Source organism: Paenibacillus sp. JMULE4, assembly GCF_013337105.1.
GTDB lineage: Bacteria > Bacillota > Bacilli > Paenibacillales > NBRC-103111 > Paenibacillus_G > Paenibacillus_G naphthalenovorans.
Window position 1 is genome coordinate 235508 of the sequence record NZ_SGWF01000016.1, and the last position, 12426, is coordinate 247933.

Genomic DNA, 12426 nt, shown 5'->3' on the forward strand with positions numbered 1-12426 from the left:
AAATGAATAAATAACTACTCAATATAGTTAAATTATTGTACCATCTTTTTTAAGCGGATCTAAGGTCATAATCCGTAAACTATGATTAGGAAGGTGGAATTCAGTAATTAAGAAAGGGATATGTTATGAACTCAAACTTCGCAGAGTGAATTCAACAAATAAGCCTTAATGTAATTGGGAAGGCCGGCGATCCATTGCTGAAGTTGAGTTTTGATTATTTTTTGGATTTCCTTGCTTGTCTTTTTTAGGGTATCTTCAAGAAGCTCGATTAATTGCTGTAAATCCAATTATCTAACTACAACCAAATCAAAGAAAGGGGAATCTGTATGAAAGTAAAATGGGCTTTATTTGTTTTCATTTTCACTATTATCACAGTGTTAACCGGTTGCGAAAAGCCGTTAACGGTCTTGGATCCTAAAGGGCCTCAAGCTCGAACGACAGCCGATGTCATTATGATATCGATTTGGACAATGGCGATTGTTGTCATTGTCGTTATCTTGCTTTACGTATTTATGATAATAAAATACCGTGCGTCTAAACAAAGAAAAGATTATGAACCTCCTCATATTGAAGGTAGTCTTAAACTTGAAATAATTTGGACGGCTATCCCGATTATAATCGTAGCTTTCCTATCAGTTGTTACGGTTAAATCGACATATGAAGTTGAGGCAATACCGAAAGGATACGAACAAAAACCATTAGTTATTTACGCTTCATCATCTAACTGGAAGTGGCATTTTAGTTATCCGGAAGAAAATATTGAAACTGTTAATTACCTGTTTATACCAACAAACCGACCAATTCAATTTAAACTTTATTCATATGGACCAATCTCCAGTTTCTGGATTCCTCAACTTGGAGGACAAAAATATGCGATGGCTGACATGGTTAACACGTTAAACTTGGCAGCTGATGTTCCAGGGGAATATATGGGTCGAAACGCAAACTTCACCGGTGAAGGTTTTGCTCAGCAAACGTTCAACGTTAAGGCAATGCCTCCAGAAGAATTCGATAAATGGGTAGATGAAATTAAAGCTACTGCTGAACCTCTTACTAAAGAAAAATTCTATGAATTATTAGAACCAGGTCACCTTGGACAGTCCACGTTCACTGGAACTCATTTAGGTTTCTCACCACCTCCAGAAGGTCATCATAACCAAGAATCATCTGACACTAAAGAAACTGACTCTGAGGAATCCGATGAATCTGACGAAGATTCACCCGAAAAAAATTCTGACCAAAGCAACATGAACAACATGAATCATTAAGATTTAACAATCGTTCGATAAAACAACTAGTTTTGCATTAAAGCAATATATTTCCTGAAAGGAGTCACAAAAGTATGGATTTCTTTGATCGATTTGCCGTACCTAATCCAGGTCCTACGATTTACGCATCGATGGTTGCCATTGCTCTTACTCTTATCGCGATAATCGTTGGATTAACCTATTTTAAAAAATGGGGCTATTTATGGCGTGAATGGTTAACGACAGTTGACCATAAACGTATCGGTATTATGTATCTGATATCTGCTTTGCTAATGCTATTCCGCGGCGGTGTAGATGCTATTATGATGCGTGCCCAAACTGCTGTGCCTGAAAACACGTTGCTAGGTGCACAGGAGTATAATGAAATTTTCACTACGCATGGGGTTGTTATGATTATATTTATGGCTATGGCATTCGTTATGGCCTTAATGAACTTCGTTGTTCCATTACAAATTGGAGCTCGTGACGTAGCGTTCCCACGTTTAAATGCACTAAGTTTTTGGTTTTACTTTTTCGGAGCGCTGTTGTTCAACATCTCTTTCGTAATTGGTGGATCTCCTGATGCAGGTTGGTCTTCTTATTTTCCACTTGCAGGTACTGAATTCAGTGAATCTGTAGGAACGAACTATTATATGTTTTCTCTTCAGATTTCAGGTCTTGGTACATTAATAACGGGTATTAACTTTATCACTACCATTCTTAAAATGAGAGCACCTGGTATGACATTAATGAAAATGCCAATGTTCACATGGTCTGCCTTAATCACTAACCTTATCATCGTTTTCGCTTTCCCTGTATTAACAGTGGCGCTTATAATGGGGACAATGGACCGACTATTTGCAACAAACTTCTTTACTTCGACTAATGGCGGGATGGACATGCTTTGGGCGAACTTGTTCTGGGTTTGGGGACATCCTGAAGTTTATATCTTAATCTTGCCGGCATTCGGTATTTATAGTGAAATTATCTCAACCTTTGCACGTCGTAACCTGTATGGCTATAAATCAATGGTAATCTCTATGGTGGCTATCTCTCTGCTTTCATTCTTAGTATGGGTTCACCATTTCTTTACAATGGGTCAGGGAGCACTAGTTAACAGTATCTTCTCGATTACAACTATGGCGATTGCTGTTCCGACCGGGATTAAGATCTTTAACTGGTTGTTCACGCTTAGAAAAGGTAAAATTGTTTTTACCGTTCCAATGCTTTATTCATTAGGTTTCATTCCGATTTTCACAATCGGTGGGGTGACCGGGGTTATGCTTGGAATGGCAAGCGCTGACTACCAATACCATAATACAATGTTCTTAGTAGCTCACTTCCACTTGGTAATTATTCCTGGTGTTGTATTCGCTATGCTTGCCGGTCTCACTTACTGGTGGCCAAAAATGTTCGGTTTCATGCTGAATGAAAGAATTGGGAAATGGGCGTTCTGGTTTATCTCAATCAGCGTTTGTGTAACATTCTTCCCAATGTTTATCTCTGGTTTAGATGGTCAAGCACGTCGTATGTACACGTACTCTGAATCAACTGGATTTGGTCTATGGAACATGATTTCTTTCATTGGAGCCATCGGGCTAGCGATCGGGTTTGCTCTAATTGTTTATAACGTTTACTACAGTATTCGTTACTCACCAAGAAATATTCATGCTGACCCATGGGATGCACGTTCTCTTGAATGGGCTACTCATAGTCCAGTACCAGAATACAATTTTGCAATTGTACCAACAGTTAATTCAACTGAAGCATTCTGGGATTCGAAGAAAAAGGGCTTTAAATTATTCAATGGTAAAATAGAGAAAATTCATATGCCAAATAACAGTGGCGTGCCGTTTATCATGGGTAGCATCTTCTTCGTATGGGGTTTTGCATTTGTATTCGGCATGTGGACTGTTGCAATCCTTACAACAATCGGTATCTTTGCTTGTATGGCCCACCGCTCATTTGAAAAAGATCACGGCCGTTACATCCCTGTTGAAGAAATTGAAGAGACAGAAAAAAAATTGCGAGGTGCTAACTAATGAAAATAGATCACTCGCTGCCACTTGAATATAGCACGGAACAAAATCGCTTAAATATCTTAGGATTCTGGATTTTTCTTGGAGCGGAAATTGCGCTTTTTGGAACGCTTTTCGCATCCTATTTCACATTAGTTGATCGGACTGGAAACGGTCCTACTGGAGCAGAGATTTTCGAAATTACCCCAGTACTAATTGAAACAATCTTGCTTTTAACAAGTAGTTTTACTATTGGTCTTGGTATTCACGCAATGCGTATCGGCAAGCAAAAAGCGATGATGACATTCTTTGCTATCACGCTACTTCTTGGTCTAGGATTCTTAGGAGTTGAAATTTATGATTTCGTTATGTATGTTCACGAAGGAGCAGGACTACAAACTAGTGCATTTACAGCTATCCTATTACTTACATTAGGAACGCATGGAGCGCACGTTACATTTGGTTTATTCTGGGGATTATTCATCATCCAACAAGTTAAAAAGCGCGGGTTGACTCCTGAAACAACCAATAAAGCATTCATCTTCTCTCTTTACTGGCATTTCCTGGACGTAGTTTGGATCTTCATCTTTAGTTTCGTCTACCTGAAAGGAATGATGTAAACATGAAAGAATTATTCCCGCGCAAACAAGTAGTGGGCTTTGTATTTTCACTGATCCTTACTGCAGTTGCTCTAACTGTTTACTTCTTTGACATGTCATTCACAGTAGGCTCGACGATTCTTCTTGTAACAGCATTCATACAGGCAGCCGTTCAGCTAGTTGTGTTTATGCACGCTGGTGAAACTAAGGATAAAAAATCAATCTATACGAGCATATATTATGGATTATTCATAGCTCTAGTTACCGTCTTCGGTACTTTACTAACATTGATCTGGGGATACTACTAATAATACGAATGTATCAAAGAGGGCGTCTATCCGGCGCTCTCTTTTTGTTCATGTAATGCGCAGCCACCATTTAATTTTATCTACTATTCCTCCTACACACATCTATATATGCAAATTACATATTCACTTTATTTTTTAATCTTTGTCACCATCTCTTCAGAAGCTACTAGAAACACCCCCATTAAAAAGATAAAAGCAGCGCCCATAACTGTACCGATACCAATGCCTGTTACTGAACTGTAATCGGTTACAAAAAAACCGTACAAGAAAATGACAATTCCAATTATTAGTACAGTACCACCTATATATTTCACAGCATTTAATATTTTTACATATGATTCCATTTCACTCATTCTCCTTTTTTGTATATTATTCATCAAGTTCACAAAATCGTCAAGTATTTCTGTCGTTTTTCTAAATTTTCCTGACATTCATATGAACATGAATGCGGAATGTGGATAACCTGAAGATAGCTATTTTAGTTCAGCACGAAATCGGCGAATTGTCTTGCTTGAGAAAATTAGACCGCTTTACAAAGATGGCGGTCGTCCTCCTATCGACCCAAGAGTCTGCTTTCGGATGCACTACCTTTACTTTACACGCCCGGAGATCTCCTCGTCTCGGGATCTGGTGATGCAACTAAAGGAGCCCAAAAACCAAGCATAGCGTAACTTTATCGGGGTCCCCAATATCAAAAAGGTGCCGGCTCACAGCTGCCTGAGCAACTTCCGAGCCAAAGTCAGTGCCGAATTGTTTTATGCCATTCTTTTCGATCTCATTGCCCAAGCGTTAAAACTGAAGGATTTTTTACTGCCGACGCTTACGGGCATCGATTCCAGGCCGATTTGGGCTAACGTCAACGGATACAAGCACAAACGCTGCTCTTGCCCGGATCAGAACAAGTGCGCTTGTGAGAAGACATACTCCGATCCGGATGCCACCTGCGGTGTGCAGCGAACGAAGGCGAACCAGAACAAGTTTTTCATTGGCTACCGGAAGCATTCTATCGTCTGTCCCAGCCCGAAAGGTCCAATTGTCTTGTTCTCTATCCTCCTCCCCAATGATACGGCGGACGTCAAAGTGATGCTGCCGCTCATTGAAATGATGAAGAAGATCGAAGGATTGAAGGTCGACTATCTGGTGGCGGATTTGGGTTATTTCGATGCCGACGATCAAAAGGAGGCGCTCCTGAAGCACGATGTGGCGGTCGTAACGGAAAACAAGAAAAACACCATCATTCCTGAACACTGCTCCCCCGAAGGAAAACCGGAATGCGAGCAAGGTCATGTCCTTATGTTCGACGGATTCGATAAAGATACATACACCGCCTGGTTTCGCGGAGACGATGAGAAATGCGCCGCCTGTCCGCTTCAAGGCCTTTGCGAGAAGCAGTTCGACTATTCCTTCACGGAACCCCCGGTTTTCCACGGCCCTGTACCACAGGGAAGCATGCTGCAAGAACACATGCTGAAATTCCGTAAGCAGGTGGAGTTGGCGTTTGCACAAGAGTCGAATCAGCTGACTTCCGTCATGAAGCATAAGAAGGTGCCGGTTCGTACAACCAAATGCGTCGAGAAATGGTTCATCCTGCGAGATGCGTTTCGGTTGATTGAGCGAATGATTGCGCATGTACGGGAGACGGTTCTACCACCGAATCATGTTGCAAACATGAAAAAGCTGCAAGAGATTCAAGTGGAGCAAATCTCGCTGCCGCTGGCAGGGTAAATCACCTCCAGAAGCAATTGAAAAAAAACTACGGCGGCATGAATAACTAACAGGATCTTCCTAACGGTTTGTCGAAGTAATTACGGTCAAAATTTCCAAAGGAGTTGACCCGCATTGCTTTCCAAAAACCGTCTGCGTCCACAACGGAGAATATACTTTAGACCTGAACATAAGAATTGTCCTCACTGCCAACAGAAATTACGTCGTTCACATACAGCATGGAATAAGAAAATCGCCACATTGAAAGAAGTCGTTCACGTTTGGAGCATGGCCTACCATTGCGAAAATCCAGATTGCCCGAAGCCAGGTGTATACTACAAATCGGCGGAAGCAGAAGCAATAAGCATGAAGCATTCTCCTTACGGCTTCGACGTTGTTTGCCTAGTTGGTGAACTTCGCTTCAAACGGCATATGACCCGCAAGGAGATTGCGGATGAATTGAACGCGAGAGGTGTTCAGACATCCGAACGGAGCGCACAAAATCTGTATGAACGGTATCAAACATTGCTTGCTGCTAGTCTTACTGAACATACGAAGAAAGTGCTGGCTGAAGTCACAGAACAAAACGGCGGTATTATCTTGTCTATGGATGGCGTCCAGCCAGAGAAAGGCAATGAGACACTTTATGTAATTCGTGAAGTATTCAGCGGTACTGTCTTAATAGCAAAAAACATGAAAAGTGGTTCATCTGCCGAGTTACAAACGCTCATCCAACCGATCATCGAGCAAGGCTATCCGATCGTCGGTATTGTTAGTGATGGACAGCAATCCATTCGTCTAGCGATGGAGACGCTTTTGCCCGATGTGCCTTATCAATATTGCCAGTACCATTATTTAAAAGACATCGCGAAACCGGTTGTTGATGTCGATCGAAAGTTAAAGACCGAGCTCAAGAAAAGCATGCGCGGCATTCGTGAAGTCGAGCGGAAAATCGAACAGTCGGATTCACAAGAAGCAAGCATCGCGAAGGGTTACGTTGCTGCCGTACGTGCATTGCTCTTGGAAGACGGAAATCCTCCATTAGATTTACCCGGTATGCGTATCTATGAACAGGCCCAAGCCATTCAAGCGTCCCTTCAAAAATGCTTGGATAAAAAAGGGGGCCACCCTACTTCAAAACGTTTTCAGAATATTTAGTAAAGTCGATTCCCTTCAGCAACAATACGAGAAAGTCGCTCGCTGGATGAAGCCAATCCGTCACATTGCAGAAATCCTTGAACCCAGCATGGATAAGACAAGCAAGACAGTTGAATGGGAAATGACAAAGCTGTTGGATTGGGTTCGGCTTTCCTATACCGAAGAGAATGATCTGGAAATGGTTAACAATCTCCTTAGTTACAGCAAGGGATTCTGGAAGGGACTCTTCACTTGCTACGATCATTATCATGTGCCAAGAACGAACAACGATCTGGAACGCTTCTTCCGAGCTACGAAGACACGACACCGTCGGATGACCGGGCTACGCAACTGGAACGAATACATCTTACGGAATGGTGAGATGGTTGTGCTCGTTGATGATGGACTTAAACAGGAAAACCTAATCGCCCGTTTAAGGATGGTCGACTACACAAGCTACAAGAAACAGAAAGAAAAATGGAATAACCGGTTGAGCGATAGTGTTATGCGCAAACGGTTTAAACGCGATCCACAAAATTATCTTAAAAATTTAGAAAACCAATGGCTCAAATAACATGTATGTTATTCATGCCGCCGTAGAAAAAAAAAGAAAATCACGGCACAAGGGATACGTCTGTCCAAAATTAAGGACTGAAATTGAATCGGTGCCGATGAAGATTAATCGATCCCATGGCACCCCTTTCATTTCCAATTTTGGAGTCTCTATTGGCTACTTATGCTGCTGTCTTCAAACTGAAATAGTGCTTTTTGAACAGCCTCTTAAGGGGAAATTTTATGGACAAATGGAAAAAACATCATTAAAGGAATATTGTGAAGATGATTTATACAAGTTTCAAGGTATTGTCATTAATATACTATCAAACGTAGTATTTAATAATGGATATATGTGTTATTTTTAGGTAGACGAAAATTATTCGTCAATCAAAGAAAGTCGGCACACGGAACGGATGACGAGGTGATCCATTCATACAACTGACATTATTAAACCTGAATTTCGAAAGCGCATAGGATCAATGCAAGCTACTGAAGCCATAGCGATTTGAGATGTAAAAATGTAGGAGTTTTCCGTGCCGGATGGAGCCAAGAACTCGTAGTGGATGGTCTTTCCCCCTCCCCATTGAAGAGGCCATCTCTATTTCCATGTGAAATTATGGAGAATCGTCATTCTAGCTGCGCCACTCGGGACTCGATTCGTTTCCAGGCATAGCGGCTGGCAAAGTCTTTCATGAGCTTCAGCACGACCGATCGGCCATGCCGGATGAGCGTCGCGGCGCAATGAAAAAATTCCAGGCGGAACCGGGCAATTGTGTAGCCTTGATGCACCGGCTCGCAGCAGTCGCGTTTGAAGCGTTCAAACAGATTGTAGGCGAACAGCTTGATCAGCAAGTCCAGTTCGTTGGCTTTAAAATCGCTTGTCGCGATGCGATCGATGGAAAAACCGTTCTTGGCTTCCTTGATGTAATTTTCCATGCAACAGCGCTGATTGTAGAAGCGCCAGAGGTCGTTCGCCTCCCATTCCAGGTTGGTCACGATCGCTTCGTACCGCCAGTCGGTATCGAACACGATCCGGCCTTGGTCTTGGTCAAACACTTGCGCCTTGCGGATAACCGCCACCCGACGTGCCTTGTTCCAGGAGGTCGCTTTGTAGATCATGGAAATCCCTTCGATGATCCAGTCTTCATCGACATAGCGTTTCCAATAGCGGCAGGTCTGAACTTCCTTGGCCAGCCGCTGCGTCCATTTCAGCTTGCCAACATAACCGATGTCTTTTTGCTCCCACAAGCTGTAGAAGTCTTCGCCGCCAAAGCCCTTGTCGAACCGGGCGTACTTCACCTTGTGTTCGCCGAGCAGTCCAAAGGTTTGCTGCAGGAAGTCGGTCGCATCGGTGGAAGAATGCGTATTGCCCGGTCGAAGCGCGGCGTTCAAGCTAAGCCGGGACTGGCCCTCAAAAGCGAGTAACGGATGGTAGCTTTTGCGTCCGGGTTTGTGCGGATTGGTGCCCTTGGCCGCGCCGGACTGATCGCCGTACACCGTCTCCACCGTGGAATCCAGATCGAGAATCAGGTCGTCTGGCAAGCAGGGCCCGATAACCGCAAGGTTCAGTGTCCGCAGCTCGTTCACCAGATCGGGGCAAGAATGACCGAGCCTGGTCAAATCCTTGTAGAGCAAGCTGTGATGCGGGCAGCGGCCACCGAAGAACCGTTTTAGCAGCGCATCGCCTTGCAAACGACGGAAATGGAAAATCCGTTCGCAGCCGAGCATCCAACCGACGATGAGATAGAGCAGGATACCGTGAACGGGAAAGAGCGAGTTGCGTGCTTTGCCGCCGGAGAAACTGCACATGGCGTCAGCCAGCTTGATTTTTTCAAGAAATGACAAAAAGATTTTGACGCCTCCGAAGCTGATGGCGTTTTGTAGTGAAAATTCGGTCTTGATTTTGCCGATGGCTGTGGTAGACTTCACCTAAAAGGTGCTCCTCTCTTTGGGTGATGTTGTTCCGACAAACACCATTCTACCAAAGATTAAGGGCCCTTTTTCATATTTTCAAAGTGCGGTACTTTCGAAATTCAGGTTAAAATGTGCTTATTTGCTAACTTCTATGGTATGAGGAGAATTCAATATGTTAACAATTGTTTGGATCCTGGTTTTGGTGGTCATGGGATCATTCTTTGGCTTGGCTTTTGTCCGCATTTTTCAGGGCAAAAAACTTCAAGCGAGCATTTGGGCTGTTTTGTTAATAATGAGTATGTTTTTGTTTTATTTTGCTATAGCCAAAGGATATCTGATGGTACCCCCACAATACATGGGGTGATTTAGAGATAACCTCATTGTTTAGTTTGAAAAGCCATTAGATTATTTATTGAATTGACTGCAAAAAAAGGTAGAAAGAGTCGAATTACAAAGCTGACTCTTTCTACCTTTTTTACTTATACCCATCCAAAAATTCTGGCGAGTTGTGTTGTGGCAAAAACTACGAAAATGGCTATAAAGGTAGGTATCAAGAATGCCAGGAATGTCCATTTTGGACTACGTGTTTCTTTAAAGATATTGATTAATGTTGTGCCGCAGGGATAGTGAAGGAGTGAAAATAACATCATGTTCAGAGCGGTCAACCACGTCCATCCCTGATCGAGAAAGATACTTTTGATATTCTCAAAACCATCTGCGTCCACCATTGCCCCTGAAGAAAGGTAACCCATAAGCAAAATCGGTAGCACGATTTCGTTTGCCGGAAGGCCGAGAATAAAGGCCATCAAAATAAAACCGTCGAGTCCAAGTAATTGGGCAAATGGATCAAAAAATGAGGCCATATGATTTAACACACTGGTACCGTCAATGAAAATATTTCCGAAAATCCAAGTGATAACTCCAGCAGGTGCAGCTATAATAATCGCACGTTTTAATACAGACCAAGATTTGTCTTTGGATGAGATCAAAATTGTTTTTAAAAATTGAGGCCGGCGATATGGAGGAAGTTCGAGCGTATAATGGGTGGGAACACCTTTCAGCGCTGTCTTGGAAAGCACCCAAGATATAGTCAATGTAACCACAATGCCGAACAATACCATTCCCATAACGACCAGTGCGGTGGTCAGAGAATGTAGTTGACCAGCTACACCAGCAGCCATAAAGAGGGAAGAGAGTAATATCAAAGTAGGCCATCTGCCATTGCATGGCACAAAATTATTGGTCAGAATAGCCAACATACGTTCACGCGGCGATTCAATAATTCTTGTTGACATAATGGCAGCTGCATTGCATCCGAATCCCATAGACATCGTAAGGGCCTGTTTGCCATGCCCGCCGGACTTCTTAAACAACCGGTCCATGTTGAAGGCAACACGGGGGAGATAGCCGAAATTCTCCAATAGGGCGAAAACGGGAAAGAAGATGGCCATCGGAGGGAGCATCACGCTAATAACCCATGAAGTGCCGCGGAACAGTCCTAAGACCAGCAAACCGGTCAGCCAAGCTGGAGCATTGATAGCTTCAAATCCTGTAACTAAATAGCCTTCAATCCATCCAAAGAAAGTAGCCAGCATGGATGAGGGAACATTTGCACCGGCAATGGTAAGCCAAAATACGATGCCGAGTATGGCGAGCATGATTGGGTATCCCCAAATCGGTGATGTCAAGATTTTATCCAAATGGTACGTACTCATTAACTTTTTACGATCTTTATAAATCAGGATATCCTGGCATAATTCTCTTGCATTGGCATAAATATCGCTGACCATCTGTTCACGGATGGTTTCGTCACCTGTAAGAAACTTTTGTCTTAATTGATTTACAGCTGAATTATGTGTGACAGCTTGAGTTTCCATAGGTGTTCAGCTCCCTTCCAACACCACTGCTTTCAAATCTCTCCATGGCGTCCAGAATGCTTTGATCACCTTCCAAAATACGGAGTGCCATCCATCTTGAAGGATAACTGTCGCCAAGCAAATTTCTAATTTCACTCTCTATAGCTCTAATTCGATTTTCTATTTCTTCTCTGTATAGAATTTGTCTGGGTTTAGGTACAATATTTCCTGATACGACATCATAGATCGATGATTTTAAGCTTTGGATTCCTTCTTTTTTGCGGGCCGATATCTTCACGACAGGAACTCCTAATTTTTCGGAAAGCTTTTTTCATCAATTTCAATTCCAAGTTTTAGAGCTTCATCCATCAAATTAATACAAAGGATCGTTTTGCTGGTCATTTCGAGAACCTGTAATGCGAGATTCAAATTTCTTTCCAAAGATGTAGCATCAAGGACCACCACGGTTACATCCGGTTTTTCTAAAATAATGTAGTCACGAGCTACTTCTTCATCCACGGAGTTAGTGAACAATGAATAAGTACCCGGGAGATCGATGACTTTGTAAGTTTGATTCTGATATTCATAACTCCCTTCGGCTCGAATAACGGTTTTTCCTGCCCAGTTACCTGTATGTTGACGCAATCCCGTTAATGTATTAAACAAGGTGCTTTTTCCCGTATTAGGATTTCCTGCTAAAGCAATCCGGAAGGTCACCATATTATTCTGCCTCCTTTAGTTCGCCAAAAATCAGATTTGCTTCTTCTCTTCGTAGTGCTATGGTTGTATTGCTTACACGATAAGCAACGGGGTCGCCTAACGGACTTTTTTGCAGCACTTTAACTATTGTGCCAGGTACAAATCCAAGGTCAAGCAGTCTTCTCCGCAGCACACCGGGCACTTCACACTTTACTAATTGAATACACTGTCCAGTTTTACATTCAGATAGAGGGATAAGATGGGGAGCATTCATGGATTCATCCTCCTCGTTAAATTGAGCAAACCGCCACAATGTTTGCCTAGGGCAACTTTTAGGTCGTAAAAAACCAATGAATAAATGTTCATGTGTATATTTTATGATATCACAA

13 protein-coding genes and 2 pseudogenes are annotated in these 12426 nt (G+C 42.6%); 9 read left to right on the forward strand and 6 right to left on the reverse strand.

Annotation, left to right across the window (positions count from 1 at the left end):
• Nucleotides 1–131: 131 nt before the first annotated feature.
• Nucleotides 132–281 (reverse strand): annotated as a pseudogene (locus EXW96_RS28320) (IS4 family transposase); the annotation flags it as partial.
• A 45-nt stretch (nucleotides 282–326) separates the two neighbouring features.
• Between EXW96_RS28320 and qoxA the strand changes: the two are divergent.
• From qoxA to qoxD, 4 genes are all read left to right on the forward strand, one after another.
• Entirely contained in the window at nucleotides 327–1268 is a 942-nt protein-coding gene (qoxA, locus tag EXW96_RS18425; RefSeq protein ID WP_141336087.1) for a cytochrome aa3 quinol oxidase subunit II, read from the forward strand.
• Nucleotides 1269–1342: 74 nt separating this feature from the next.
• Nucleotides 1343–3289: a cytochrome aa3 quinol oxidase subunit I gene (gene qoxB / locus EXW96_RS18430; RefSeq protein WP_141336086.1), complete on the forward strand. Its 1947-nt coding sequence runs from the start codon at nucleotides 1343–1345 to the stop codon at nucleotides 3287–3289.
• A complete protein-coding gene (gene qoxC, locus EXW96_RS18435) occupies nucleotides 3289–3885 on the forward strand; it encodes a cytochrome aa3 quinol oxidase subunit III (protein WP_141336085.1) in 597 nt (198 codons plus the stop codon). The genes qoxB and qoxC overlap by 1 nt, the downstream gene beginning before the upstream one ends.
• Before the next feature lie 2 nt (nucleotides 3886–3887).
• A complete protein-coding gene (qoxD, locus tag EXW96_RS18440) occupies nucleotides 3888–4172 on the forward strand; it encodes a cytochrome aa3 quinol oxidase subunit IV (RefSeq protein WP_141336084.1) in 285 nt (94 codons plus the stop codon).
• A 128-nt stretch (nucleotides 4173–4300) separates the two neighbouring features.
• Here the strand turns inward: qoxD and EXW96_RS18445 are convergent, their stop codons facing one another.
• Nucleotides 4301–4525, reverse strand: a complete 225-nt coding sequence (locus EXW96_RS18445; protein WP_309225147.1) for a hypothetical protein — start codon at nucleotides 4523–4525, stop codon at nucleotides 4301–4303.
• 154 nt (nucleotides 4526–4679) lie between these two features.
• Between EXW96_RS18445 and EXW96_RS28800 the strand changes: the two genes are divergently transcribed.
• The 4 genes from EXW96_RS28800 (at nucleotide 4680) to EXW96_RS18460 (ending at nucleotide 7587) form a co-directional block, all read left to right on the forward strand.
• The gene (locus EXW96_RS28800; protein ID WP_474323896.1) at nucleotides 4680–4838 is read left to right on the forward strand and encodes a transposase; all 159 of its coding nucleotides are present in this window, start codon (nucleotides 4680–4682) and stop codon (nucleotides 4836–4838) included.
• Nucleotides 4839–4871: 33 nt separating this feature from the next.
• Entirely contained in the window at nucleotides 4872–5897 is a 1026-nt protein-coding gene (locus tag EXW96_RS18450; RefSeq protein WP_155615860.1) for a transposase, read from the forward strand.
• A gap of 267 nt (nucleotides 5898–6164) precedes the next feature.
• Nucleotides 6165–7034, forward strand: coding sequence for a transposase (locus EXW96_RS18455; RefSeq protein ID WP_254611176.1), 870 nt, complete (start codon nucleotides 6165–6167; stop codon nucleotides 7032–7034).
• A 46-nt stretch (nucleotides 7035–7080) separates the two neighbouring features.
• Entirely contained in the window at nucleotides 7081–7587 is a 507-nt protein-coding gene (locus EXW96_RS18460; RefSeq protein WP_054820364.1) for a hypothetical protein, read from the forward strand.
• 608 nt (nucleotides 7588–8195) lie between these two features.
• Here EXW96_RS18460 and EXW96_RS18465 read toward each other — a convergent pair.
• Nucleotides 8196–9497, reverse strand: coding sequence for an IS1380 family transposase (locus EXW96_RS18465; protein ID WP_174351128.1), 1302 nt, complete (start codon nucleotides 9495–9497; stop codon nucleotides 8196–8198).
• Between the two features lie 157 nt (nucleotides 9498–9654).
• Here EXW96_RS18465 and EXW96_RS18470 point away from each other — a divergent pair, with 157 nt between their 5' ends.
• Nucleotides 9655–9846 carry a hypothetical protein gene (locus EXW96_RS18470; protein ID WP_155615432.1) on the forward strand — a complete coding sequence of 64 codons (192 nt, stop codon included), beginning with the start codon at nucleotides 9655–9657 and terminating at the stop codon, nucleotides 9844–9846.
• A 115-nt stretch (nucleotides 9847–9961) separates the two neighbouring features.
• Here EXW96_RS18470 and EXW96_RS18475 read toward each other — a convergent pair whose 3' ends face one another.
• The 3 genes and pseudogenes from EXW96_RS18475 to EXW96_RS18485 all read right to left on the reverse strand — a co-directional run bounded on the left by EXW96_RS18475 (nucleotide 9962) and on the right by EXW96_RS18485 (nucleotide 12311).
• Nucleotides 9962–11359 carry a nucleoside recognition domain-containing protein gene (locus tag EXW96_RS18475; RefSeq protein ID WP_141336080.1) on the reverse strand — a complete coding sequence of 466 codons (1398 nt, stop codon included), beginning with the start codon at nucleotides 11357–11359 and terminating at the stop codon, nucleotides 9962–9964.
• Nucleotides 11334–12058: pseudogene (locus tag EXW96_RS18480) on the reverse strand (FeoB small GTPase domain-containing protein). Before EXW96_RS18480 ends, EXW96_RS18475 begins: the two are co-directional and overlap by 26 nt.
• A gap of 1 nt (nucleotide 12059) precedes the next feature.
• The gene (locus EXW96_RS18485) at nucleotides 12060–12311 is read right to left on the reverse strand and encodes a FeoA family protein (protein ID WP_141336078.1); all 252 of its coding nucleotides are present in this window, start codon (nucleotides 12309–12311) and stop codon (nucleotides 12060–12062) included.
• Between the last annotated feature and the right edge of the window lie 115 nt (nucleotides 12312–12426).